Genomic DNA, 25,174 nt, shown 5'->3' with positions numbered 1-25,174 from the left:
CTCAAATTAGGTGTATTGACGAACAACAACGCCCTCACCAGTGAAGGTGATGGCAATCAAAAAGATTACGGGCTGATGTTTATGTCGTCAGCTATTGCTGGTCCGATTCTGCCAGGTCGTCTTGCTCCTGGCCCAAGAGCGATAATTCCAACAATGCATAACGGTGCTCAACGAAGTTATGTACGTTGTTAGCAACCGCTAATTTGAACAGTGCCGTAGCGCTGTCCATATCCCCCAGACTTAGGTAGTACTTACCTAAATAGAAGTTGGTTTCACTGAGATGCTCAGCGAGCGAGGTGTTATCCGTTGCGTCCGCCTTGAGGCGTTCCATCAGCGTTGCTTCGCTAATGTTGCCCAGGTAGAACTCGACAATGTTCCATCCCCACTGTTCCTTATCCGATTTCTCGAAGCGCTGTTGTAGTGCTTCTTTGGCCTGCTTCTCATCAAGCTTCTGCTCAACGATGTAAAGCCACAGGCTGCGGAAAGGATCATTAGGATCGTCTTGATAAAACGCCAGCAGATCATCTTGCGCTAACTTATCACGACCGCCGTAATACAATGCGATACCGCGATTCAAGTGCGCGTAGTTGTAAGTTGGATCAAGCTCAAGTACAGAATCAAACGCTTCATAGGCAGCATCAAAATTGCCTGCCTGCGTTAAATAAATGCCTAAGTAGTTGAATACTTCAGGCATATCAGGTCGAATCGCCAGCGCTTGTGAAAAATCATTTCGCGCCAGTGCCCTCAGACCGAGACTATCATACAACACTCCGCGCTCATATAAAAGCTGTGCGCGTTCGTCATCGGTTAAAGCCCGACTGGCAAGTATTTGTTCCATGCGTGCCAGAATCACTTCCTGCTGCAAAGTCGGTTGCAATGGCACTGCGAGGACTTCGCTCTTACGCCAGGCAGAGTTGCTGCATCCTGCCAGCGTTAAAGCTGTCGCAACGAAACACCAGCGCAAAAAAGGCTTCATTTCCCACTCCCGAAGACAACTATTGGATGAACGTCCTGTCCCCCGGCGGCTTAACAAGGCGTCCTGCCTGATAATAAGCCCTCCGCCAGCGCGGAGGGCAAAGGGCAACCTTACTCGCCTTGCTGTTCAGCAGCCGGAGCTTCCGGCGCCGCAGCAGGCTGAGACTGCTCGGTTGCTTCTTTAATGCTCAGACGGATACGGCCCTGGCGGTCAACTTCCAGAACTTTCACCGGTACTTCCTGACCCATTTGCAGGTAATCGGTCACTTTCTCAACGCGCTTGTCAGCGATCTGAGAGATGTGAACCAGACCTTCTTTACCGCCGCCGATGGCAACGAATGCACCAAAGTCAACGATACGGGTCACTTTACCTGCATAGATACGGCCCACTTCGATTTCTGCGGTGATCTCTTCGATGCGACGGATAGCGAATTTCGCTTTCTCGCCGTCGGTTGCTGCGATCTTCACAGTACCGTCATCTTCGATTTCGATGGTGGTGCCGGTCTCTTCGGTCAGCGCGCGGATAACAGAACCGCCCTTACCGATAACGTCTTTGATCTTGTCTGGATTGATCTTGATGGTGTGAATACGTGGCGCGAACTGAGAAATGTCGCCACGCGGCGCGTTAATCGCCTGTTCCATCACGCCCAGGATGTGCAGACGCGCACCTTTAGCCTGGTTCAGAGCAACCTGCATGATCTCTTTGGTGATACCTTCAATTTTGATATCCATCTGCAAGGCAGAGATACCGTCACGGGAACCCGCCACTTTGAAGTCCATATCGCCCAGGTGGTCTTCGTCACCCAGAATGTCAGACAGAACAACGAAGTTGTCGCCTTCTTTCACCAGACCCATTGCGATACCCGCAACAGCGGCTTTGATTGGCACGCCTGCATCCATCAGCGCCAGAGAAGCACCACACACGGAAGCCATGGAAGAAGAACCGTTGGATTCGGTGATTTCAGACACTACGCGCACGGTGTACGGGAATTTGTCTGCTTCTGGCATCACTGCCAGCACGCCGCGCTTCGCCAGACGACCGTGACCAATTTCACGACGCTTCGGTGAGCCAACCATACCGGTCTCGCCCACAGAGTACGGAGGGAAGTTGTAGTGGAACAGGAAGCTGTCAGTGCGCTCGCCCATCAGTTCATCGATGATCTGTGCGTCACGTGCGGTACCCAGGGTCGCGGTAACCAGCGCCTGCGTTTCACCACGGGTGAACAGCGCAGAACCGTGAGTACGCGGCAGTACGCCAGTGCGCACGTCCAGACCACGAATCATGTCTTTTTCACGGCCATCGATACGCGGCTCACCTGCCAGTACGCGGCTACGAACAACGTTTTTCTCGATAGCGTGCAGGATTTCACCAATTTCGTTAGCGTCCAGCGTTTCGTCTTCGGCAACCAGGGTCGCGGTTACTTCAGATTTGATCGCGTCAACCTGAGCGTAACGCTCCTGTTTGTCGGTGATGCGGTATGCATCGCTCAGACGAGATTCTGCCAGTGCCGCAACGCGTGCGTTCAGCGCGTCGTTGGCCGCTTCTGGCTGCCAGTCCCAACGTGGTTTACCGGCTTCTTTCACCAGGTCGTTGATGTTCTGGATAACAACCTGCTGCTGCTCGTGACCGAACACCACAGCGCCCAGCATCTGGTCTTCGCTCAGCAGTTCAGCTTCGGATTCAACCATCAGCACAGCCGCTTCAGTACCGGCGACAACCAGGTCCAGCTTACTCTCTTTCAGCTCTTCCTGAGTTGGGTTCAGCACATACTGGTCGTTGATGTAACCGACGCGTGCGGCACCGATTGGGCCATTGAATGGAATACCAGACAGTGACAGGGCCGCAGAGGCACCGATCATCGCAACGATGTCCGGGTTAACCTGTGGGTTAACGGAAACAACGGTGGCGATAACCTGCACTTCGTTAACGAAGCCTTCCGGGAACAGCGGACGAACCGGGCGGTCAATCAGACGCGCAATCAGGGTTTCGCCTTCGCTTGGACGGCCTTCACGACGGAAGAAGCCACCCGGGATTTTACCGGCAGCGTAGGTACGCTCCTGGTAGTTAACGGTCAGCGGGAAGAAGTCCTGACCTGGTTTAGCTTTTTTCTGGCCAACAACGGTCACGAATACCGCGGTGTCATCCATGCTTACCATAACGGCAGCAGTCGCCTGACGCGCCATCATGCCGGTTTCCAGCGTGACGGTATGTTGGCCATACTGGAATTTACGTACGATCGGATTCAGCAAAATTCTGTCCTTTCTCAAATGATTGTCAGCACACCTCTGGTGTGCTGACGATTTAACCCGACCTTCTTCGCATCCTCGCGACTAATGACAACCGACACCCCCCTGGGTGAAGCCTCTCATTAGCCGCGCGAACCTCTGCAATGAAGATCATTTATAGCAACAATACAATAGTTTCCATTGAATTGCTGCCGTCTGGTTGAAAAAAGGGGCCATCAGGCCCCCTTTTCTGAAACTCGCAAGAATTAGCGACGCAGACCCAGACGCTCGATCAGCGCGGTGTAGCGTGCAACATCTTTACGCTTCAGGTAGTCGAGCAGTTTACGACGCTGAGAAACCATGCGCAGCAGACCACGACGGCTGTGGTGATCTTTTTTGTGCTCTGCAAAGTGACCTTGCAGGTGGTTAATCTGTGCAGTCAGCAGTGCAACCTGAACTTCGGTAGAACCGCTGTCGTTAGTACCACGACCAAACTCAGAAACGATTTTAGCTTTAGCTTCAACGCTTAGAGACATTTTCAAACTCCAAAGTATAAAGAATGTAAGGATGCCGATCTCTAATTCAGCTATCCCATGTACGCCCCGCAAATTGTTAAACAATTTACCAGGCGTTAAGCGGCGATATTCTACTCGTCTCCCCTGCTTATCGCAAGGTGAGGCGTTATCACCGTCATGCTTCGACCGGATAGTCGACGACCAGACGACGCGGCGCCACGCGCCCTTCACCGTCCATTTCGCCCATTCCGATAAACTTGCCTTCATCCCCTTCCGTCACGCGAACCAGGCCCTCAAGCGGCGCCCCCGTTGTGCGGACCGGGTTTCCGTTCTTAAAGTAAACGGACGATGTTAAAGGAAGATTAACAACCGGGAAGTCCACTGCCGGGCTGTCCATTGGCATCAGCAGCGGATCCAGCAGATCTGCCGGCGCAATTCCCTGTGCTTCCGCCTGTTCAACCAGCGCGCGCAGATGCTCAAGCGTCACCATGCGTTCGACCGGATATTTGCTGACCGCCAGACGACGCAGATAAATCACGTGCGCGCCGCAGCCCAGCTTTTCACCGAGGTCGTCAATGATGGTGCGAATGTAGGTCCCTTTCGAACAGTGGACCTCCAGCTCCAGCTCGTCACCTTCGTGGCGAATGAACAGCAGCTCATACACGGTAATCGGGCGGGCCTCGCGCGGAACGTCAATGCCCTGGCGCGCATATTCGTAGAGCTTCTTGCCCTGATATTTCAGCGCCGAATACATCGACGGCACCTGCATCGTGTCACCACGGAAGCTCTCCAGCGCGGCTTCCAGCTGCTCTGCGCTGAAGGTTACCGGGCGCTCTTCCACCACCTGACCGTCTGCATCGGAGGTATCCGTGCGCTGGCCCAGTCTGGCAATCACGCGGTAGCGCTTATCGGAATCCAGCAGGTACTGGGAAAACTTTGTCGCTTCCCCCAGGCAGATTGGCAGCATACCGGTAGCCAGCGGATCCAGCGCGCCGGTGTGCCCCGCGCGGTTGGCGTTATAAATACGCTTCACTTTTTGCAGCACGTCGTTGCTGGATGCGCCCTGCGGTTTATCCAGCAACAGCACGCCATGCACGTCACGACCGCGACGACGAGGACGACTCATCAGTCCTCCTTGCTGTCGTCCGCCGGGTTAACACGACGCTCGTCGTCATGCTTCACCACGCTGGTCACCAGGTTGGACATACGCATACCTTCGACCAGCGAGTTGTCGTAGAAGAAGGTCAGCTCCGGCACGATACGCAGGCGCATCGCTTTGCCAAGCAGAGAGCGGATGAAACCAGAGGCTTCCTGCAACGCTTTAATGCCGTTCTTCACGGCGTCTTCATCCTGATCATTCAGGAACGTCACGAACACTTTGGCATACGCCAGGTCGCGGGACATTTCCACGCCAGACACGGTGGTCATCATTCCCACGCGTGGATCTTTGATTTCACGTTGCAGAATGAGAGCGATCTCTTTCTGCATCTCCTGCGCGACGCGCTGAGGGCGACCAAATTCTTTCGCCATAATAAATTCTCCAGACAAAAAAGGGGCTTAAGCCCCTTTTTAAAATTATTGCCGGGTGGCGCTTCGCTTACCCGGCCTACGCTAGTTAATCTTCAGTTGAAGAAGATTACGCGATGGTACGCTGAATTTCGATGATCTCGAACACTTCGATCATATCGCCAACGCGAACGTCGTTGTAGTTCTTCACGCCGATACCACATTCCATGCCGTTACGGACTTCGTTAACGTCATCTTTGAAGCGGCGCAGGGATTCCAGCTCGCCTTCGTAGATAACCACGTTATCACGCAGTACGCGGATTGGGTTGTGACGCTTGATGGTCCCTTCGGTAACCATACAGCCCGCGATCGCACCGAATTTCGGTGATTTGAACACGTCACGTACTTCAGCCAGACCGATGATCTGCTGTTTCAGCTCAGGAGACAGCATGCCGCTCATCGCTGCTTTCACTTCGTCAATCAGGTTATAGATGACGGAGTAGTAACGCAGATCCAGGCTTTCAGCATCAATTACTTTACGCGCAGAAGCATCTGCACGAACGTTGAAGCCAACCAGGATAGCGTTGGACGCGGCTGCCAGGGTTGCGTCGGTTTCGGTGATACCACCTACGCCAGAACCGATGATCTTCACTTTCACTTCGTCGGTAGACAGTTTCAGCAAGGAGTCGGAGATCGCTTCCACAGAACCCTGAACGTCTGCTTTCAGAACGATGTTCACTTCGTGAACTTCGCCTTCGGTCATGTTGGCGAACATGTTCTCGAGTTTAGATTTCTGCTGACGAGCCAGCTTCACTTCACGGAATTTACCCTGACGATACAGAGCCACTTCACGCGCTTTCTTCTCGTCACGTACGACGGTCACTTCGTCACCGGCAGCAGGAACGCCGGACAAGCCGAGGATTTCCACTGGAATGGACGGACCCGCTTCCAGCACTTCCTGACCCAGCTCGTTACGCATCGCACGAACGCGACCGTATTCGAAGCCACACAGAACGATGTCGCCCTTGTGCAGAGTACCTTCGCGAACCAGAACGGTTGCAACCGGACCACGACCTTTATCCAGGAAGGATTCGATTACCGCGCCGCTCGCCATACCTTTACGAACCGCTTTCAGCTCCAGAACTTCAGCCTGAAGCAGGATGGCGTTCAGCAGGTCGTCGATACCGGTACCCGCTTTTGCAGATACAGGGATGAACTGCGCTTCACCGCCCCACTCTTCCGGCATAACGCCGTACTGGGACAGTTCGTTCTTCACGCGATCCATATCGGCTTCTGGCTTATCGATTTTGTTGACTGCAACAACCAGAGGCACCTGCGCCGCTTTCGCGTGCTGGATAGCTTCAATGGTCTGTGGCATCACGCCATCGTCGGCAGCAACAACCAGGACAACGATATCCGTTGCCTGAGCACCACGCGCACGCATTGAGGTAAACGCTGCGTGGCCTGGGGTATCCAGGAAGGTGATCATGCCGTTTTCGGTTTCTACGTGGTAAGCACCGATGTGCTGGGTAATACCACCCGCTTCGCCGGAGGCAACCTTAGTAGAACGAATGTAGTCAAGCAGAGAGGTTTTACCGTGGTCAACGTGACCCATGATGGTCACAACCGGTGCGCGCGGTTCAGCCGCTGCGCCAGTGTCACGGTCGCTCATTACTGCTTCTTCCAGCTCGTTTTCACGACGCAGGATAACTTTGTGGCCCATCTCTTCGGCAACCAGCTGTGCGGTTTCCTGGTCGATGACCTGGTTGATGGTGGCCATTGCGCCCAGTTTCATCATCGCTTTGATGACCTGAGAGCCTTTCACCGCCATCTTGTTAGCCAGTTCGCCAACGGTGATGGTTTCACCGATCACAACGTCACGGTTAACGGCCTGAGCAGGCTTCTGGAAGCCCTGCTGGAGAGCGGAACCTTTACGCTTGCCGCCTTTTCCACCGCGAACCGCTGCACGCGCTTCTTCACGGTCAGCTTTAGATTCAGCGTGTTTGTTACCTTTTTTCGCAGGACGCGCCGCTTTTGCACTGCGGGTACGGCTACGACCACCTTCAACCTCACGGTCGTTGTCGTCTTCTGCCTGACGCGCATGCTGAGAGGTAGTGACGTGATAATCGCTGGTGTCTTCAGTTGGTTCAGCGGTATTCACGCCGTTCTTCTCGTTTTCTTCTGCCATGCGACGCGCTTCTTCGGCGACGCGGCGAGCTTCTTCTTCAAGCTTGCGGCGGGCTTCTTCTTCCGCTTTACGCTTCAGCTCGGCAGCTTCATTTTCACGGCGGGCTTTTTCAGCCTGGGCAGTTTTGGTCATTTCGTCGGTCTGTTGATTGCTCACTTTGTCTTTTTCCGCAGCGTCACGCTTCGCTTTTTCACCGGCGTCGCGTTTCGCTTTTTCTGCGGCCTCACGTTCAGCTTTTAATTCTGCTTCACGTTTGGCAGTGGCTTCTGCCTCACGCTGAGCTTGTTCTTCCGCTTCACGCTGTGCCTGCTCTTCCGCGGCAAGGCGTTCTGCCTCTTGCGGATCACGTTTTACAAAGGTGCGCGTCTTGCGGACTTCGATTTGTACCGACTTGCTTTTGCCACCGGTACCAGGGATGTTCAACGTGCTACGCGTTTTACGCTGTAGCGTTAACTTGTCAGGCGTTGAGCCGTGTTCACGGTTCAGGTGCGATAACAAGGTTTGTTTTTCTTGCGCGGTCACCGAGTCATCAGCGGACTTCGGGATCCCTGCATCAGCAAATTGCTGTACCAGGCGGTCCACGGAGGTCTGAATCTCAGCAGCCAGCGATTTTACAGTTACATCAGTCATGCTGTTCCTTCCTGCTACAGTTTATTACGCTTCGTCGCCGAACCAGCAAATATTACGTGCGGCCATGATGAGTTCGCCGGCTTTCTCGTCGGTTAAACCTTCGATATCAGCCAGGTCATCAACGCCTTGCTCAGCGAGATCTTCCAGCGTACAAACACCACGGGCAGCCAGCTTGAACGCAATCGCACGATCAAGACCTTCCAGATTCAGCAGGTCATCAGCCGGCTTCTTATCGCCAAGGCTTTCTTCCTGAGCCAGCGCCAGGGTGGTCAGTGCGTTTTTAGCGCGTTCACGCAGGGCTTCAACGGTTGGTTCATCCAGACCGTCAATTTCCAGCAGCTCTTTCATTGGCACGTAGGCCAGTTCTTCCAGCGTTGAGAAACCTTCTTCAACCAGCACAGTGGCGAAGTCTTCGTCAATGTCCAGGTATTTGGTGAAGGTATCGATCGCCGCGTGGGCTTCAGCCTGATGCTTGGCCTGAAGGTCATCAACGGTCATGACGTTGAGTTCCCAGCCGCTCAGCTGTGACGCCAGACGTACGTTCTGACCGTTACGGCCAATCGCCTGCGCCAGGTTGCCCGCTTCTACAGCGATATCCATGGTGTGTTTGTCTTCGTCAACAACGATAGACGCCACATCAGCCGGAGCCATTGCGTTGATCACGAACTGCGCCGGGTTGTCGTCCCACAGAACGATATCAATGCGCTCGCCGCCCAGTTCGGTAGAAACCGCCTGAACGCGTGCGCCGCGCATACCGACGCAAGCACCGACCGGGTCGATACGCTTGTCGTTGGTTTTCACCGCAATTTTCGCACGGGAACCCGGATCGCGGGCCGCCGCTTTGATTTCGATAACTTCTTCGCCGATTTCCGGCACTTCGATACGGAACAGTTCAACCAGCATTTCTGGTTTAGAACGGGTCACGAACAGCTGTGCACCACGCGCTTCAGGGCGTACGGCATACAGCACACCACGGATACGGTCGCCTGGGCGGAAGTTTTCACGCGGCAGCATGTCTTCACGCAGGATCACGGCTTCAGCGTTACCCGGCATCCCTTCGGATTTGATCTCCAGAGAGATGTTGTCGCGGTTCACTTTCTTCACCACGCCGGTGATGATTTCGCCTTCCTGATCGCGGAACTGATCGACAACCAGCGCGCGCTCGGCTTCGCGCACTTTCTGCACGATAACCTGCTTCGCGGTCTGGGTGGTGATACGGTCGAAGGTAACAGATTCGATCTGATCTTCAACGTAGTCACCCACGTTCAGACTTTCGTCTTCAAAACGTGCCGCTTCCAGGGTGATCTCTTTGGTCGGCTGGGTCACTTCTTCAACGATTACCCAACGACGGAATGTATCGAAGTCACCGCTTTTACGATCGATTTCTACGCGAACATCGATCTCTTGTTCGTATTTTTTCTTGGTTGCTGTAGCCAGTGCACTTTCCAGCGCTTCGAAAATCTTCTCACGCGGCAGTGATTTCTCGTTGGAGACGGCTTCAACAACAGCCAAAATTTCTTTGTTCATCGCGGGCTTTTCACCTCAATCCAGACTGTTAAAAGTGGGGAACCAGGTTCGCCTTCTGGATATTACTCAGCGCGAACACTTCATCTTTGCCTTCGACTGTCACCGTGATCATTTCACCATCAACGGCTTTGATAATTCCCTGCCATTTACGGCGGTTCTGTACGGCCATACGCAGAACCAGAGCCACTTCTTCACCGGTAAAGCGCACATAGTGCTCGGCCGTGAACATCGGGCGATCGAGGCCAGGTGAGGAAACTTCCAGGTTGTACGCAACGGTAATCGGGTCTTCAACGTCAAGAACCGCACTCACCTGGTGGCTAACATCAGCACAATCATCAACATTGATGCCATCTTCACTATCAATATAGATGCGCAGCGTCGATGTGCGGCCGCGAACGAATTCGATGCCGACCAGTTCGTAGCCCAGTGCTTCGACCGGTGCAGTAATCATCTCTGTTAATTTTTGCTCTAATGTGGACAAGCCCACCCCCAAGACATAAAAAAAGGGCGTAAAGCCCAGTTATTCTGTAGTCAGATAACAAAAAACCCCGATAAATCGGGGCTTTAGATAACTGAACCCTATAGCCACAACTGTGGCCTGGAGCACTCTCCGAAAGAATTTTTTCAAATCCAGCTACGAAGGCTCTAAGTCTTCACAGTATATTTGAAAAAGAACTTTATAGGAAAGTGGTTGCGGGGGCCGGATTTGAACCGACGACCTTCGGGTTATGAGCCCGACGAGCTACCAGGCTGCTCCACCCCGCGCCTGAAACGTGGCAAATTCTACGCGTTTTGGACAGAATTTGCAAATAATGCTGGGATTTGGTACCGAAGACGGGACGTAAAATCGGCGTTCAGTATATTGATAGTTGACCCCACCTGTCAACCCGGCTTCCGCCAGATCGTTTAGACCAAAATTTTTACAAAAAACGCACGCATCTCTTCCGGTCTTCGCCAAAAGATGATTAAATGAATACTCACTTATTTTGCATAAAAATGCACAAGAGAACGAAAGCGATCTCTCATCAGTCAATCAAGCAGGGTTTTATTCTATGACGACGATTCTCAAGCATCTCCCGGTAGGACAACGTATTGGCATCGCTTTTTCTGGCGGCCTGGATACCAGCGCTGCACTGCTGTGGATGCGCCAGAAGGGAGCGGTTCCTTATGCATATACAGCGAACCTGGGTCAGCCGGACGAGGAAGATTATGACGCGATCCCTCGTCGTGCCATGGAATATGGCGCAGAGAACGCACGTCTGATTGACTGCCGTAAGCAGTTGGTTGCCGAAGGCATTGCCGCTATCCAGTGCGGTGCATTCCATAACACCACCGGCGGCCTGACCTATTTCAACACCACTCCGCTGGGCCGAGCCGTCACCGGCACCATGCTGGTCGCCGCCATGAAAGAAGATGGCGTGAACATCTGGGGTGATGGTAGCACCTATAAAGGCAACGATATTGAACGTTTCTATCGTTACGGCCTGCTGACCAACGCTGAATTGCAGATTTACAAGCCGTGGCTGGATACCGACTTCATCGACGAGCTGGGTGGCCGTCATGAAATGTCCGAGTTTATGATTGCCTGCGGCTTCGACTACAAGATGTCCGTTGAGAAAGCCTACTCAACCGACTCCAACATGCTGGGCGCGACGCACGAAGCGAAAGATCTGGAATTCCTTAACTCCAGCGTAAAAATTGTTAACCCGATTATGGGCGTGAAGTTCTGGGACGAAAGCGTGAAGATCCCGGCAGAAGAAGTGACCGTGCGTTTCGAACGTGGTCATCCGGTTGCCCTGAACGGCAAAACTTTCTCCGACGATGTTGAACTGATGCTGGAAGCCAACCGCATCGGCGGCCGTCACGGTCTGGGCATGAGCGATCAGATCGAAAACCGTATCATCGAAGCGAAAAGCCGTGGCATTTACGAAGCTCCGGGGATGGCGCTGCTGCACATCGCTTATGAGCGTCTGCTGACCGGCATTCACAACGAAGACACCATTGAGCAGTATCACTCACATGGTCGCCAGCTGGGCAAACTGCTGTATCAGGGTCGCTGGTTCGATCCGCAGGCCCTGATGCTGCGTGACGCCCTGCAACGTTGGGTGGCGAGTGCTATCACCGGCGAAGTGACGCTGGAACTGCGTCGCGGCAATGATTACTCCATCCTGAATACCTTGTCTGATAACCTGACCTATAAAGCAGAGCGTCTGACCATGGAGAAAGGTGATTCAGTCTTCTCGCCGGACGATCGTATTGGCCAGCTGACCATGCGTAATCTGGACATTACCGATACCCGTGAGAAGCTGTTCAACTACGTTGAGAATGGCCTGCTCTCTGCGAATTCAGGTAACGGCCTGCCGCAGGTTGAGAACCTGGAGAATAGCGATAAAAAGTAATCGCTGATGTAACATGCAAAAGGCGCCCAATGGGCGCCTTTTTTGTGGTCTTTCGTAGGCCCGGTAAGCGCAGCGCCACCGGGCAAAATGGCGGGTGGCGCTGCGCTTACCCGCCCTACGAAAACAACACATAATCTACAGACGAAAAAAAAGACGTCTTTCGACGTCTTTCTTCTGGAATATTGGTACCGAGGATGGGACTCGAACCCACAAGCCCGTTAGGGCACTACCACCTCAAGGTAGCGTGTCTACCAATTCCACCACCTCGGTACGGAATACTTACTGCGGGATATCGCTGGTTGGCTTAGCCGGTGCAGCTGGCTGAGTCTGCTCAGTTTTGGCTGGCGCGCTCAGATTTTCCCACTCGCTTCCTTTACTGGTCTTGTTGCTGTTGATATTGCCCAGCACCAGACTGATGATGAAGAACAGCGTAGCCAGAATCGCCGTCGTGCGGGTCATGAAGTTCGCAGAACCACTTGAACCGAACAGCGTACCGGAAGCGCCTGCTCCGAAGGAGGCTCCCATATCAGCGCCTTTACCTTGTTGCAGCATGATCAGCGCTACGAGAGCGATGGCTACAATAAGGAAAATAACTAAAAGAGCTTCGTACATAATCAACCTGTTCCTTGCGGATTTGCCGCATACCAATGCTTCGACCATTTAGCAGGATTTTGTTTCCTACTGAAGCGGGTGTGAATACTAACCAAAGCGAATCACCTTCGCAAGGGCAATTTAAGTGCATTGTATCAAGTGAAGAAAAAACCAGCAAAGTGGATTTAATCTAAACAAAAAACCGCGCACAAGAAGCTAAAAACGTCAATTTTGTCCGCTCGCTGAAGCAGTCTGGATCTTAGAGAGCTTATATTTACCGAACTTCTTGATAATTCTCCAGTTCCCCTCCTCCGTTTCAATCATTTCAGAGGGACTATACATGGATAATTTACGTCCGATACGAACGCCAATTTGCAGATTTTCACCTTCACCGGCGATGACCGCGATGGACGGCGTCATATCCACCGGTTCAGGCTTCGGCTCCGGCGGTTCTGCGTGATGCACCTCCGTTACAGGCTCCGCCGACGTTCTTTGCTCAAACAATATCGACATGGGATCGACTAATTTGTCGTTGTGGCTGATCTCAAGATGCAAATGCGGCCCGTTGGTACGCCCAGTATTTCCGGATAAACCAATAACGTTGCCCTTTCGCACAAACTGGTTTCTCGCAACATGGAGCTCGCTAAGATGAAGATAGCGGCTGCTCCAGCCATCAGCATGACGCACGGTAATAAAGAAGCCCGTGACGGGGCCGTACCCCGCTTCAACAACCATCCCATCGGCGATGGTCATCACCTCACTGTTTACGGCCGCCCTGAAATCCGTTCCTTCATGACGCATAAAGGAGTGAATAACGGGGTGATACCGCAGGCCGTACGGCGAGGTGACATAAGGCGAAGTGGCCAGCGGGAAAATAAACTGGCTCGATCGCGCCTGCTGGCTTAGCAACGGTTTCCATTCCGGCGCTGGCGCGCTGGCAGTAGGTATGGTGGCGTTCATCACCGTAAAGACGCTGCTGCCCGCCTCTCCGTCCAGGGCCGTCATCGTGCTCACCCCGGCATCCTGATCGGAAGCTTCAGGTTCAGTCACTTCAGGCGGAAATAAGGTTGAATAGTCAAACTCTTTCGCCTCTTCGGCTTGCGCAAGACGCGTGGCTGGAACGGGGATAAGCCGATCGAATGCTGACCGGTAATCCGTTAGCGTCGAGATTTCGATACCTTGATCATAAGAGACACATGCCGGGCTATTCAGGGACGGTAAAATGCCCGCACGCGCGGTCACGCTGTCGGATAGTCTGGCAGATAGTAACGCCTGTAGGGCGGCATAGTGGCATTCGAGCGGAACGGGCTTGACCGGACTGAGCGCAAGCATCGCGCCCGACAACAGAAGAAAGGACATTATTTAAGCACCTCCATGTGCATTACTACAAGCGCAGTTATAGCTATCGCGGGGCCAAATGGCAGATAGCCTTCTGATTCATCATCCTGATGAGATTTCTTTTTAGACATAACCCAGCGCACGATGAAGAACACCGCCCCAAGCGCGGCAGAGCCCAACATCAGGTGTGCAATATTATCGTTCCCCAACCATACGGCACAGGCGGCAAATAACTTTACATCACCCTGACCAAATCCTTCACGACGCGCGATCCACGCATAGCCCTGCGCCATTAACCACGTAAAGACCCAAATAAAGGCGGCGCCCATCACGCTATCGCGAGGCGAGACGGGAATAATATTTCTCACGGAGGCGATTAGCCCGGCCCACATCAGTAAAAAGACGAGACAGTCCGGTAACAGGAATGTCTTGATGTCTATCATCGCTAGCGTATAAAGCAGGCTGAAAAACAGAGCGATAAAGCCTATCTGCATCAGGCTGTGCTGAGGGTAGTAGAAATAGACCAGCGCAAAGTAACCGGCGCCGATCAACGCCTCACTTAGCGGATACTGAAAGGGAATGGTACATTTGCAATGGCGGCACTTCCCTCGCAGCAGCAGCCAGCTCAAAACCGGGATGTTATCCCAGGGCTTAATGTTGGTCTGGCACATAGGGCAGTGCGAAGGCGGCCACCAGAGATTCACGTCGGGCAAACCGTTCAGGCTTTCCGGATCTGAATGAGTCCTTAATAGCATGACGGGTAAACGATAAATTACTACGTTCAAAAAACTGCCAATCAGCAATCCTAAAACGAGCGCCATCCATGGGAAGTACGGTGCAAAAAACGCTTCCATGCGCATTTCTTAATCCTTTTATTTGCAGCTCGACGGCACGCGATCGCTTTGTGCGGTGGTTACGAAGTCGATGTGAGCTTTCGGGGTAATACCCCATGCAGGACCAGCCTGATTTGTTCGGGTAAACCAAACCTGAATATCAGAGGTTAAAACGGGATTAAACGTCTCTGGCAAAGAGATATACGTCTTATCATCAGACGTTGAGCCCCATTCATGCAATTTGAGTTCGCTCCCTTTTCCCGTTGCTCGGTATTCAAAAAAGACGGGTTCCACATATTCATTATCTGCGGTTAAAGAGCCCAAAGGTGTAAAAACCTCAATACGAAGCAGGTCGACTTTGCGAAGGGGAAGATAGAACCACTTTAAAATACCTGTGCCGTCCGGTTGCGCTTTGACCACACTCACCTTTTTATCAGGGAATTCCGCTTTCAGATTTTCATAGGCAGAAATCCCTTTATTAACCTCAGAGACAGTAGCGGATGTACATTCTCCATCACCCATACAAAATGCCTGACCGCCATCGGTCAAGATATTGATGCTTGATGGCCAGGCATTCTGACTATACGGAGTGATATAAAAATCAGCGTATTCATCTATCCCCTTGTAAGAATTCGCCTCAACCCAAATAAAATTTACATAATATTTCACCGGTTCATCTTCAGGTTGCTGTACTGAAATAGGATACAACGACCCCCACAAAGAACATGAGTCTGAACTCGGCTTCGTAACCGTACCAAACCCAAATTTCTGCGCCGCTATTCCGTTTAACGAAGTCAATGCGGCACATGCTGTTATAAATGCAGCAATGATATTTGCAGAAGTTTTATTCATGCTTATCCACCCGCCGTTTTCGATAAAGTATCCATCAATGCGAAGAGGGCCAAAAATACCCAAACAACGCATCCACCCAGGATCACTGTGGCCAGGTTTTTTAATAAACCGGACAGTTTTTTAATGTATTCCTGAATACGCTCCCTGGAACGTTCTGATACCGAACGTAAAACATCATTAAATGAGGGAAGCTCAGCATATAAACTGATATTCAGAAGTTCTTCTACGCCCATTAATCCCGTCGACAGCGCTTTACTGTAGTGAATACCCTTTGCCATATTGTCGATCATGACATCAAGGTGCCAGCGCAACCAGCGGTTGGCATTCAGGCGTATAATGGCAAGCGCATCAGTCAGCGGTATGTTGTTACTCAGCATCAATGAGAGGTTATTCAAAAATACCGAAGACGTGAGCTGACGGTAGGTTGAAAAGGGCAGAACCCTATCCACAACTTTATTTCTCATGTTGCCGCTGAAGTTGGCCATCATCACTCTAACAACAATAACGAGACCTATAAATCCGATTAAAATTTTTAGCCACAGCCCCTGGTACAAAGCGGTCCCGAAGCTATAGAGGTTTTGCGTAACCCCAGGCCACTTTTCAACGGGAACTACGGACGCAAAGGCCGGAAAAACTTTCTGCGAATAGCCGGCAATAACCACCAAGGATAAAGAAATCATAATCAGCGGAAAAACCAGCGCGCCGACAATTTTCTTTCTCAGCTCATCGTTGTAGTGAATAACGGAAACCAGCGTCAAAAAGCCGTCGGCGAGGCTACCACTTTTTTCAGCAGCGGTTATTACGCTCAGCTCTGAGTTTGGCACCATGCCGGAAAAAACAGAAGACACAGAGGTCTCCTGCTTCATTTGCTTCAGTACGTCAGCCAGCTTATTGCTGAACCCTTTACCAAGCAGCGGCCGCCCCTCTATCTGCAATTTTTGCAGGGAGTCAAATAGCGGCAAACCCGCCTTAATCATATCCGCACAAAATTGATAGACGTACAGGCGTTGTTTTTTACCGAATTTTTTCAACGATCATCTCCAGATCATCTTGTGATACATCGCCAAACTCCATGGCGTACCAGCGGGCGTCTATGCGCCCATTCAGAACGTGTGCCATCACTTTTTCACGGATCTCAAAACCCTCCGTTAAACCTGATGCCGCCTTTCGTTTGTTGCGCCACAACGTGAAGGTATTTAGCCACTCCTGGCGAGAGATGGTCGCCAGCTCTTCATACGTAGGCAGAAAATACTCCATGGCAAGCTGGCGTCCCTTTATGCCGCTATTCTTGCATTGAGGACATCCGTTTTCTCCGGCGGTATATAATGTAAACTCATGTCCGGAAATGGTTTTATTTTCCAGCACCGTTTTACAGTTATCGCATAATACCGGCACCAGCTTCTGACACTGCAAACCCGCAATGAAGCCGGGGGTCGAGAGCTTGTCGCTGCCAATACCTAACGCCGACATACGTTGCAGAAGTGACACGATGTTCCCCGCGTGCACCGTTGTAAAACAGTAGTGACCGCTCTCTACGGCCCCGGCAAGGGCATTGGCAGAAATGTTGTCACGTATTTCGCCAACCATTAATACATCCGGGTCGCGACGCAGCGCCGATTTAATGGCGGCATGAAAACCACCGCCTTCAACATCCACCACCGAGCTCTGTTTCGCACCATATATCTGATACTCAACCGGATCTTCTACGGTCAGGAAGCAGCCGCGATCTTCATAGCGGTTAATTTGCAACCATTCCATCAGGTTTTTAAGCGTCGTGGATTTCCCGGAACCTGTCGTCCCCGCAATAACGTATGCGCCATAAGGATTACTGAGGATCTTTTTAAGATCGCTGACCTCTTCCGACGAAATGCCAATTTTCTCCAGCGACCCGATATTTCCTTTTTGCAGCCCGGACGGAATAATACGCAGAACCGCGTGATAACAATCCGCCGTTTCCCCAAAAATAGGGAAATGGGCGTAGCGGAAGCGGAAGGGCTTACCGCCGAGGCTATACAGAATGTTCGCGCTCTGCGGTATCGCACGGTTCCACGTGGTATCTCGCGTAGTGGCTTCCACGTTATACAAAACGAAAACCAGCTCATCGCACTGCTGAGATTTTATTTGCATAAAAGGCATCAGCACGCCGTTAACGCGAGCCTCAAACTGCGCCAGAACGTCGTTGCGGGTAATGTGAAGGTCGCTCGCCCCCATCCCCACGGCACGCTGCAAAATTGCCGCCAGTTGTTTTTGCGTATCAGTGATGTCAATGTTCTTATTGGCATCACTGATTTTCTTCAGCGAGACGTGCTCAATTATCCGGTAAAAATCGTCCTCTTGCACAAGCGCAATGCCCAGGATCTGACGCTTATGCTGTGAGACCAGCCGTGATATCTGAATCTGGTAGGTAAAGAGATCGTTGATTTCAATATGCGAGATAACAAGATACTCGGTCTCTTCGATAGCAGCCGTGAAGCCGATACCGTCATATTCCTGGTACGTCCATTTACCCGCCAGCAACTCCTCTGCCGAAATTCGCAAAAACATCAGGCTCACTTGGCTGCGTCCCTGGCTAATACGACAGATTTCCTGTCTTTAGCGAGCTTGTAATCGCTGCCGCCGATGGTGAAGACCTCGCCATTTCGAACATAGCGCAACTCTTCTCCGTCACTGACGGCTGTGCGCTGAGAACCCCCGATTTGCGTTTCAAACAGAACGCGCGGCATCGCTATCGGTTCTTCTGATTTCACTGGCTCCGCCTTGGTGGGTTGCGACACTTCAACTTTTTGTACCGGTGCCGAGTACTTTTTGTCTTCTGCACTCATTTTACGGATCTGGCTAATCATTTTCTGTAGCTCAACCAGATTAGCCAGCTTGCGACGCGCTTTTTCATAGGCGTAATCATCTTCAACGATTTCAGCAAGACGATCCTGAACAAGCTGAGTTTCATCTTTGACCTTCGCCTGATCCTTAGCTGCTTCATTAGCACTGGACGTCGCGTTAGGTTCGATCTTCTCGTCAAGCTTCTCCTGCACCATTGCCATTTGAGGCTGCGCTGCGGCAATCTCGTTCGGCGCGGATGGCTTCTCTTTGTGAACGTCCGTTTTAACCTCAGTCACTGCATCTTTTTTTGCAGCACTGTCAGGCGCTTTTGGCAACGCTGTAGAAGGCGCCGCCACTGCCGTCCCTACCGATAACGAAAATACCGCGGTTAACATCATTACTTTTACGCTTTGCATACCAGGCCTCCTGAAACTTTAATTCCTTTATGTTCCGACTCAATCCGTTTAATTAAAAAAGCGTCACGATATGCTTGCTTAAAGAGTACCAGCTGTAAATTCAGGGTACTTTCACTCACCACTCCGCCTTTGAATTGGATTTCCCACGTCCCTGCCATTAGCCCATAGGCCTTTACTTTGCTCACTAGTTGCGTTTCAAGAGCAGTAACAGCACTGTTAGGCATTTTTTTTATGACTATTTCTCCGTTAGCAGTCTTCTTTTTGTTACCAGACATACTTTTGAGGAATGAATTGTAAGTCAGGATGTAAGACACGACTTCATCACAGGGATAAAGCGCCAGCGGCTTCTTATTTTTATACGCAGTTTGTAACGCATTTCCATTCAGTTTTGATTCGATGCCCTCGTAACCAAAATCTGACTTATCCTTACCTTTCTTTTTGTCCTTTTTTGCGTTCACAGAGGCTTTGTAGGCTTTTCCCCAAAACGTTTTCTCGGGTAAAGTCAGTATCGTCCCCGGTCTGTTAACGTAACTGAAACGGCATTTTTTAATGTCGCAATCAAATGCCTCGCTTTCAATACTAAGGTCTTTGAAATCAGCTAAACTATTGTTAACTTCGTTGATAAAATTGATTGCTTTAATAATACTTGCCCCCTCCAGAGACTTTTCATAAAAGGACTTCACGGAGGCAATATCGTTCTGTAATTTCTCGGCAGCCTGACGCTGCCTTATCAACGCTTCTTCAGCGGCCTTTTCAGCCGGAAGCTTAATAAAATAATACCACGCCCCTGCGCCTCCAGCAGATAACACCAGTACGACAGCAAGCGCGATGAGCAGCATCTTTTTTACAGGACTGCCGCCATTATTACCTTTCCAGAAATAGAGACTTTCCAGCATAATTTATCCAGCCACAAAAAAGTGAAGTACCAGCGCCAACATAACCAGAATCGACAGGCCAGCAATAAAGATTGAGCCAATGATCAGGCGACGACGTCGCTTTAACTTTAGCTGTCGCGCCACGCAGCGCTCAATGACCACGTTTATCTGCGATTCTTCAAGCGGCGTTACCTCGAGATGTTCATATCCCACCGGGTGTTTCATTAGCTCATCAAAAAGAACGGTACTAATGAAACAATCCGTTCCGCTGATAATTCGACCTTCATTGATAATCAGAAAATAAGTGGTTTCTTCATTTTCATGAAAGAAGTAAATACCGTCTCCAAAAAGCTCTTTGATATAGAGCGCAAAGGGCTCATATAACGTCGAAATTTTTGTACTGTATCCTAAGGCCTGCATGCCGGAAGCATCCGAATAAACCAGCCTGCGGTTCGCTTTCATCATCCCCCGAAACGAGGCCTGTTCAGCCGGTTGCAGATGGCTCAGGCTTTCGGGCTCCCAATGGAGACCGGTCAGGATGTTTTTTTGCAAGAGAAGGTTATTCATAATGCAATTTCTCAATCGCCGCGAGACGTGATCGGCTGACGATAGTAATCGACCCCTACAACCATCAGGACAGTTGCGGTAGCTTCATTTTTACCGTCAGAGGCACCCAGCACTTCATACTGAAGCCCATCTTTCGAGCTCTTCACTTCAAATTTTCCTACTACCAACAGATCGCCTGGCTTGATGATGGAAGAGTTGAAAGATTCCGTGGTGCTTACGTTAGGCAACTGAACATCGTCATACTCATCAATAGAGTTAAGAAAACGCTTAGTAAAACCGCTTACCACCTCTATGCGCCCATCGGACAATACGCGTGGTGTAATGATAAAGCTGGTCCCGGTCACGATCTCAGAGGTTTCAACATCAACGTTGACATCCCCATTATCATCCGTTGTACGTGTTCTGCTAGAAACATAAAACTGAGATTGTGTCATGTTGACCGGTACAGCCATGTTATTACGGGTGATAAATGAACCGCTTTGAAGCGATTCGCTGCCGGTTAATTTGTAAAGCGCATCCAGGCCGGTATTAATATCGACGTGGCTGTTTTTCCAGCCAGCCGAAATCCCATCGACCAGGTTATTGAAAATGCTACTGCTCATATTAATGGTATTATGTGCATCGCTAAAATTGAAATCCATACCGCCGCTTAACTGTTTCTCTTTCTCTTTGTCGAGAATAAAAATACGGTATGTGACAATAAACTGGCGGCTGTTATCCGCTTTGTACTTATCCAGCGCTTTACTTAACGCTTCGTATTCAGAAGGACGTGCGTTGACCATCAGGATAGACGAGTCTTTGAAAAGACTGTAGTTACCAGAGGTGACGTAGTTTTTCGCCATATCCTCAACATCGTCCCAGAACGACGATTCAAACTTTGTCTCCGATTTGCCGGTTAAGCCGCCGCCTGATGTCGCCTCGTTGCCTGAAAGATCGAGCGTGGTTTCAGTTTTATTGTTTTCACCATAGAAATCCAGACGCATTACATAGGTATCAAACACGTTGATTTTCAGCACATTGCTTTCGTCGAGCTGAGTGCTAACGTCGTACAGTGAGCTAATGTATTGCATAAAGCTTTCAAACGTACCGTCAAACTGCACCGAACGTGGAACGTCCCATGAGTTGTCTTCCGTTGCTTTTTTATCGCTGATCGCTGACGCATTAATGCGGAAACTGATACCCGTTTGGGCAGACACGGCATCCATCAACGTCGAAAGAGAGGTAGGCTCGTAAGATGTGATCTTCACATGCTTACTCATCACCTTCTGCTGCTCAACGCTGTACTGAACTTTTTTACCCAAAAAAGCCGTATCATATTTAATATAGGGTTTGGTCTTTGCCTCATCGCTGGTGGTCGCATCAGCGGTGTGTTCGCGTATTTTTTTAGGAATATCATATTTTTTATTGAAATCGCTTACGCATCCTTGCGCAAGGAAAGCCAGCAACAACACACTAATCTTAAGTTTCATGGGATCCTTCCGCTTACATTTCATCAACAACGATCACGTGGTTTTTCTCGTATTTTTTTACGACTAAACCATAGTTCTCTGAGAAAAAGAGTTCCCCTAACGACTGTAAAATATCATCATCCGTTTTACCGTTCAGGGTAATAGTGCTATAGACCAGGTAATCTTTTTTACTGTTCCAGAACAGTTTGTAATGATTACTTTCGGCCCACTGTTTTATAGCCTGGCTTAATAACACGTTTTCCTGTAGGCAAAGTGAACGCGTTACCGGAGCCAGAGATGAATAAGCGGGCGGCACGTTATTTTCCTCGGCAAACGGGTTACGCGGAGTGGTAGTCGCAGCCGGGGTCGACGTATTTGCCGCAAGCTCGATCTCTGGCGATGTATTCATTGATGCATGAGTGTAACTCATACTACACAGCAATATACTTGCCACTGTCCATTTAGAAGATCTAATAATATTCATATTATTTATATTCCATTACTTTAATTTTTAATCGTATTGCTGTGTGTCGAGAAGATCCGCTGGCGTATCGTTTTGCGGAACGGTACTGCACCAACGGGTTACTGAATACGATACGGTATTGGGGTTAAATACATTCATCCCTGTACCGGTCGCAGCGTGATACATTCCCATTGTTGTACTTATAATCCATACATATTTTGAATTATATTGTATGTAGTGGCCGCCTTTTGTGGTTGCACCGTCTTGTCCAAAGCCTCCACCCGCAGTGGTGTCTTGCTCCGCAAATTCAACCTGTACGGCAAGGCCGCCAAACTGGCCCAATTCGGCGCCATTTGTGTCAGATAACCCTTCTCGCGTCCTGTCCTGCACGGAGAAACCTACCGCACTGTGCCCCCCTTCTCCCGGAGCATAAGCGGCGAGAGAAGAGAGAGTCACCATTATTCTTGGATAAAGCTGCCTTACATATTTATATTTTCGCGGCTTACCTTCATCATCAAGCACAGGCGTACCGTCGCCATCAATAAGCGTGAGTTCCTGCTCCACTTTAGGACAGGTTTGCACAGGATAACGAAAACCGTTTTTATTACTGTCGATCGGGTCGGGAGCGTCAGCATCAGTCCCATAAGCAAAGTCACTGTATTTCTGATAAGCTGGCGGTTTTTCAGCATCCGGTATTTCGGTTCCATCAGCATTATGGTCTAAGTTTGTCCCATCTGATGTAGGGCCAGCGAAGTCCACAACGGGTGGCGTAACAAGTTCATAGGCATCGTAGAGTTGGGAGGGATAATCCAGTGCACCCAGCGGCCTCGTAGTATCGACAGCAGGATCCCATGTGTTAATAATTTGATCGTTCAAAGGGTACTCTGAAACGATCGTCTCATTGTTTCGCCATGTATCCGTCTTCGGTATTGGGTTGTTATTTTCATCAAACTGCAACCATCCGCCTTTACGTTCGAAAATGGCGACACGGGTCCCCGTATTTTCCATGACGATGTTCGATTCCAGCGTTCCCATCTGGTCACTGTTTCGGGTGCTATTCGGATCGGTCATGGTCAGGCTCATCACCGTGTCTTCTCCATGAGACCCCGTTCCGACATCATCGTCGTAGCACAATTTTACGCCACTATCTCCACGGGACCAGCACATCTTCCCGCCGGCATTGCCGCTGTTGCTGGAGTTGTCGTTAGTATCAATGGTAAAACGCACGCCAAATTCATCTTTGGTGTATTGCTCCAGCGCGTCGAGGTTGCTGGCGATGCTGCTCAGTTCAACAGGCGTGGTTTTGTCTTGCTTACTCATTACCAGCTGCCAGTTGGACGAAGTGTTGGCGCGGTGCACAATCATGGCGTGCGAGACCGCAAAGCCGGATTTTGAGAACGCCTCGGTAAAATGGGGCGCATAGTCAGCGAAATGATAATCGCTGTTCTTTTCTTCTTTTTTGAAGCGGACGATGACGTCCATACGATTGATGTCATTTTTCCGCTCGGATTTGTCGAGCCCACCTGCAAAACCAATACGTTCGATTACCGCCGATGAGTTGGTTGCCACGTTGCGCATAAAGCACGGCAGGTACTCTTTCTCAAAAGCAAATTTTGATTTAAGCGACGTTTTACACTTCTCGCTTAAAAAGAGATAACGCTGTTGGTTAGCTTTATTGTTCTTATTACCCCAGAGATAATAGTTATCCACGCTTCCCGTATCGGTATCATTAATTTCATTTGTTATGCGGAAGTGGTAGTCGCCATACTCAGGCTTCTCATTGCTGTAAAGCGGGTTCTCTGCTTCATTCTCGTCGCCGACCAGCGCAATGGTGTCATCATCAATAAAATTCAGCACTCCTTTCATCTCTTCAGCAAGAGCATCTGCGACGTTCTGCTGAGCAATATTTTCGGCTTTGTTACGCGCATAATGGGTGTACATCACCATAATGCCGCCTGAAATAGCCAACACGATAATGATTTCCAGCAAGCTGAAGCCTGAATCCTTTCTGATGCGCATAGTTAAAAACCTTTAAGAGCGATTAACAAAGCACCTCCGTATAAAGGAGGTGCTCACTAATATAATTACGCGTTCAGTAATTAATTATTTGCTGCCGAAGATAACGCCGTTAACCGCACCGGTACCATCACAAACACCTGATGCAACAATTTCAGTTGCAACGATATCACCGCTGGTTAAGGTTTTGAGGATGCTGCCAGTCTTCGTATCACTCAGATTGCGTCCATCAAGGGAAGCGACGTCTTTGCCAGCATTTGCACCTGTATTGACAGCTTCAACATAATCCCACTGGTTGCCCATTTCAGAGATAAGGTTACGACACTCTTCTGTTTCCAGACCGTTAACCATCAAGACGAAACCGCGGTTTGCAGAAGAAGTATTATCTACAACAGCATTACCGATCTGGAACGCATCGTTGGAGATACCGTTAAATGATTCTTCTGGTGAGATTTTACCCAGTTTGACCAGAGTTACAATTGGGGCCAGAGAGGTTGTTTTTGGGTCAGTAATCGAGGTTTTGGTCAGACCCACGATAGTGTCAGATGCAGGGTAGTTGCCTTCGTCTTTAAACGCTTCCACCATTGAAGTACGAATGCTGTTGGCATTAGTCTGAATGTCAGACAGATCCTGTGCGGTAAATGCACGCTGCGCCAGAATAACAACGCCTGCTGCAATAACGCCGATAATACCCAGTACAATGATGATTTCAAGCAGGGTAACACCGCGCTGCTTTCTCATCTCCTGTAATTTCGCAGCCTTGCGATTCATGTTTCCTTTCAGTTTCCAAACCAAAGCGTTCATTCTATTTCCCTTTAAATTATATTCTCAAGACCCTTTCCTGAGAACTCACGCATTATAGGAACGTGCTTCACAGTTTTAAACCTACGCCAATACACAATAGGAATAAATTTAGATTTAACGACGCAACCCAGTAAAATACGTGATAGAGAAACAATCAAACATTATTGACTTAATAAGATGTTAAG

22 protein-coding genes and 2 tRNA genes are annotated in these 25,174 nt (G+C 50.2%); 1 reads left to right on the top strand and 23 read right to left on the bottom strand.

Features of this window, described 5'->3' with window-relative positions; all coding sequences use genetic code 11:
* Window positions 1-91: 91 nt before the first annotated feature.
* From nlpI to N5C09_RS12715, 9 genes are all read right to left on the bottom strand, one after another.
* A complete protein-coding gene (gene nlpI / locus N5C09_RS12755) occupies window positions 92-976 on the bottom strand; it encodes a lipoprotein NlpI (RefSeq protein ID WP_063451051.1) in 885 nt (294 codons plus the stop codon).
* A 110-nt stretch (window positions 977-1,086) separates the two neighbouring features.
* Window positions 1,087-3,225 (bottom strand): polyribonucleotide nucleotidyltransferase, encoded by a 2,139-nt coding sequence (gene pnp, locus N5C09_RS12750; RefSeq protein WP_063451050.1) that lies wholly within the window; start codon window positions 3,223-3,225, stop codon window positions 1,087-1,089.
* 242 nt (window positions 3,226-3,467) lie between these two features.
* Window positions 3,468-3,737 (bottom strand): 30S ribosomal protein S15, encoded by a 270-nt coding sequence (rpsO, locus tag N5C09_RS12745; RefSeq protein ID WP_003861789.1) that lies wholly within the window; start codon window positions 3,735-3,737, stop codon window positions 3,468-3,470.
* Window positions 3,738-3,891: 154 nt separating this feature from the next.
* Window positions 3,892-4,842: a tRNA pseudouridine(55) synthase TruB gene (gene truB, locus N5C09_RS12740; RefSeq protein ID WP_107533969.1), complete on the bottom strand. Its 951-nt coding sequence runs from the start codon at window positions 4,840-4,842 to the stop codon at window positions 3,892-3,894.
* Window positions 4,842-5,246, bottom strand: a complete 405-nt coding sequence (gene rbfA / locus N5C09_RS12735; RefSeq protein WP_003861793.1) for a 30S ribosome-binding factor RbfA — start codon at window positions 5,244-5,246, stop codon at window positions 4,842-4,844. Before rbfA ends, truB begins: the two co-directional genes overlap by 1 nt.
* Before the next feature lie 106 nt (window positions 5,247-5,352).
* On the bottom strand, window positions 5,353-8,040 hold the full coding sequence (infB, locus tag N5C09_RS12730; protein ID WP_063451047.1) for a translation initiation factor IF-2: 2,688 nt from the start codon (window positions 8,038-8,040) through the stop codon (window positions 5,353-5,355).
* A gap of 24 nt (window positions 8,041-8,064) precedes the next feature.
* Window positions 8,065-9,567, bottom strand: a complete 1,503-nt coding sequence (gene nusA / locus N5C09_RS12725) for a transcription termination factor NusA (RefSeq protein WP_014885374.1) — start codon at window positions 9,565-9,567, stop codon at window positions 8,065-8,067.
* A gap of 28 nt (window positions 9,568-9,595) precedes the next feature.
* The gene (gene rimP / locus N5C09_RS12720; protein ID WP_014833432.1) at window positions 9,596-10,048 is read right to left on the bottom strand and encodes a ribosome maturation factor RimP; all 453 of its coding nucleotides are present in this window, start codon (window positions 10,046-10,048) and stop codon (window positions 9,596-9,598) included.
* A 207-nt stretch (window positions 10,049-10,255) separates the two neighbouring features.
* Window positions 10,256-10,332: transfer RNA gene (locus tag N5C09_RS12715), tRNA-Met, on the bottom strand.
* 287 nt (window positions 10,333-10,619) lie between these two features.
* Here N5C09_RS12715 and argG point away from each other — a divergent pair.
* Complete coding sequence (argG, locus tag N5C09_RS12710) at window positions 10,620-11,966, top strand: argininosuccinate synthase (RefSeq protein ID WP_279749160.1); 1,347 nt, start codon at window positions 10,620-10,622, stop codon at window positions 11,964-11,966.
* A gap of 183 nt (window positions 11,967-12,149) precedes the next feature.
* On the opposite strand, the gene N5C09_RS12705 is transcribed toward argG, so the two are convergent.
* From N5C09_RS12705 to N5C09_RS12640, 14 genes are all read right to left on the bottom strand, one after another.
* Window positions 12,150-12,236, bottom strand: a tRNA-Leu gene (locus tag N5C09_RS12705).
* 9 nt (window positions 12,237-12,245) lie between these two features.
* On the bottom strand, window positions 12,246-12,578 hold the full coding sequence (secG, locus tag N5C09_RS12700) for a preprotein translocase subunit SecG (protein ID WP_003861803.1): 333 nt from the start codon (window positions 12,576-12,578) through the stop codon (window positions 12,246-12,248).
* Between the two features lie 204 nt (window positions 12,579-12,782).
* Entirely contained in the window at window positions 12,783-13,916 is a 1,134-nt protein-coding gene (locus N5C09_RS12695; protein WP_279749159.1) for a M23 family metallopeptidase, read from the bottom strand.
* A complete protein-coding gene (locus N5C09_RS12690; RefSeq protein WP_077221107.1) occupies window positions 13,916-14,755 on the bottom strand; it encodes an A24 family peptidase in 840 nt (279 codons plus the stop codon). Before N5C09_RS12690 ends, N5C09_RS12695 begins: the two co-directional genes overlap by 1 nt.
* 12 nt (window positions 14,756-14,767) lie before the next feature.
* A complete protein-coding gene (locus tag N5C09_RS12685) occupies window positions 14,768-15,580 on the bottom strand; it encodes a hypothetical protein (RefSeq protein WP_279749158.1) in 813 nt (270 codons plus the stop codon).
* Window positions 15,581-15,582: 2 nt separating this feature from the next.
* Window positions 15,583-16,611, bottom strand: coding sequence for a type II secretion system F family protein (locus N5C09_RS12680; protein ID WP_279749157.1), 1,029 nt, complete (start codon window positions 16,609-16,611; stop codon window positions 15,583-15,585).
* Entirely contained in the window at window positions 16,595-18,124 is a 1,530-nt protein-coding gene (locus N5C09_RS12675; protein WP_279749156.1) for an ATPase, T2SS/T4P/T4SS family, read from the bottom strand. Before N5C09_RS12675 ends, N5C09_RS12680 begins: the two co-directional genes overlap by 17 nt.
* 5 nt (window positions 18,125-18,129) lie before the next feature.
* A complete protein-coding gene (locus N5C09_RS12670) occupies window positions 18,130-18,816 on the bottom strand; it encodes a hypothetical protein (protein ID WP_279749155.1) in 687 nt (228 codons plus the stop codon).
* Window positions 18,804-19,712 carry a hypothetical protein gene (locus tag N5C09_RS12665; protein WP_279749154.1) on the bottom strand — a complete coding sequence of 303 codons (909 nt, stop codon included), beginning with the start codon at window positions 19,710-19,712 and terminating at the stop codon, window positions 18,804-18,806. Before N5C09_RS12665 ends, N5C09_RS12670 begins: the two co-directional genes overlap by 13 nt.
* Window positions 19,713-19,715: 3 nt before the next feature.
* Window positions 19,716-20,258, bottom strand: a complete 543-nt coding sequence (locus N5C09_RS12660) for a pilus assembly protein (RefSeq protein WP_193033121.1) — start codon at window positions 20,256-20,258, stop codon at window positions 19,716-19,718.
* Between the two features lie 11 nt (window positions 20,259-20,269).
* Complete coding sequence (locus N5C09_RS12655; RefSeq protein WP_279749153.1) at window positions 20,270-21,727, bottom strand: type II and III secretion system protein; 1,458 nt, start codon at window positions 21,725-21,727, stop codon at window positions 20,270-20,272.
* Between the two features lie 13 nt (window positions 21,728-21,740).
* Window positions 21,741-22,190, bottom strand: coding sequence for a TcpQ domain-containing protein (locus N5C09_RS12650; protein WP_230373038.1), 450 nt, complete (start codon window positions 22,188-22,190; stop codon window positions 21,741-21,743).
* Window positions 22,191-22,217: 27 nt separating this feature from the next.
* A complete protein-coding gene (locus N5C09_RS12645; protein ID WP_279749152.1) occupies window positions 22,218-24,188 on the bottom strand; it encodes a type II secretion system protein in 1,971 nt (656 codons plus the stop codon).
* An 84-nt stretch (window positions 24,189-24,272) separates the two neighbouring features.
* Window positions 24,273-24,989 (bottom strand): type IV pilus major pilin, encoded by a 717-nt coding sequence (locus N5C09_RS12640; protein ID WP_279749151.1) that lies wholly within the window; start codon window positions 24,987-24,989, stop codon window positions 24,273-24,275.
* Between the last annotated feature and the right edge of the window lie 185 nt (window positions 24,990-25,174).

The organism is Enterobacter sp. GD03975, assembly GCF_029838645.1.
Taxonomy (GTDB): Bacteria; Pseudomonadota; Gammaproteobacteria; order Enterobacterales; family Enterobacteriaceae; genus Enterobacter; species Enterobacter quasihormaechei.
Note: the sequence above shows the minus strand (reverse complement) of the source record. Positions and strands in the feature narration are given on the sequence as shown.

Bases quoted from the DNA above. Each gene is read 5' to 3' on its own strand.
- nlpI (WP_063451051.1), bottom strand. From the start codon at position 976: ATGAAGCCTTTTTTGCGCTGGTGTTTCGTTGCGACAGCTTTAACGCTG.
- rpsO (WP_003861789.1), bottom strand. From the start codon at position 3,737: ATGTCTCTAAGCGTTGAAGCTAAAGCTAAAATCGTTTCTGAGTTTGGT.
- truB (WP_107533969.1), bottom strand. From the start codon at position 4,842: ATGAGTCGTCCTCGTCGTCGCGGTCGTGACGTGCATGGCGTGCTGTTG.
- rbfA (WP_003861793.1), bottom strand. From the start codon at position 5,246: ATGGCGAAAGAATTTGGTCGCCCTCAGCGCGTCGCGCAGGAGATGCAG.
- infB (WP_063451047.1), bottom strand. From the start codon at position 8,040: ATGACTGATGTAACTGTAAAATCGCTGGCTGCTGAGATTCAGACCTCC.
- nusA (WP_014885374.1), bottom strand. From the start codon at position 9,567: ATGAACAAAGAAATTTTGGCTGTTGTTGAAGCCGTCTCCAACGAGAAA.
- argG (WP_279749160.1), top strand. From the start codon at position 10,620: ATGACGACGATTCTCAAGCATCTCCCGGTAGGACAACGTATTGGCATC.
- secG (WP_003861803.1), bottom strand. From the start codon at position 12,578: ATGTACGAAGCTCTTTTAGTTATTTTCCTTATTGTAGCCATCGCTCTC.
- N5C09_RS12695 (WP_279749159.1), bottom strand. From the start codon at position 13,916: ATGTCCTTTCTTCTGTTGTCGGGCGCGATGCTTGCGCTCAGTCCGGTC.
- N5C09_RS12690 (WP_077221107.1), bottom strand. From the start codon at position 14,755: ATGCGCATGGAAGCGTTTTTTGCACCGTACTTCCCATGGATGGCGCTC.
- N5C09_RS12685 (WP_279749158.1), bottom strand. From the start codon at position 15,580: ATGAATAAAACTTCTGCAAATATCATTGCTGCATTTATAACAGCATGT.
- N5C09_RS12675 (WP_279749156.1), bottom strand. From the start codon at position 18,124: ATGTTTTTGCGAATTTCGGCAGAGGAGTTGCTGGCGGGTAAATGGACG.
- N5C09_RS12670 (WP_279749155.1), bottom strand. From the start codon at position 18,816: ATGCAAAGCGTAAAAGTAATGATGTTAACCGCGGTATTTTCGTTATCG.
- N5C09_RS12665 (WP_279749154.1), bottom strand. From the start codon at position 19,712: ATGCTGGAAAGTCTCTATTTCTGGAAAGGTAATAATGGCGGCAGTCCT.
- N5C09_RS12660 (WP_193033121.1), bottom strand. From the start codon at position 20,258: ATGAATAACCTTCTCTTGCAAAAAAACATCCTGACCGGTCTCCATTGG.
- N5C09_RS12655 (WP_279749153.1), bottom strand. From the start codon at position 21,727: ATGAAACTTAAGATTAGTGTGTTGTTGCTGGCTTTCCTTGCGCAAGGA.
- N5C09_RS12650 (WP_230373038.1), bottom strand. From the start codon at position 22,190: ATGAATATTATTAGATCTTCTAAATGGACAGTGGCAAGTATATTGCTG.
- N5C09_RS12645 (WP_279749152.1), bottom strand. From the start codon at position 24,188: ATGCGCATCAGAAAGGATTCAGGCTTCAGCTTGCTGGAAATCATTATC.
- N5C09_RS12640 (WP_279749151.1), bottom strand. From the start codon at position 24,989: ATGAACGCTTTGGTTTGGAAACTGAAAGGAAACATGAATCGCAAGGCT.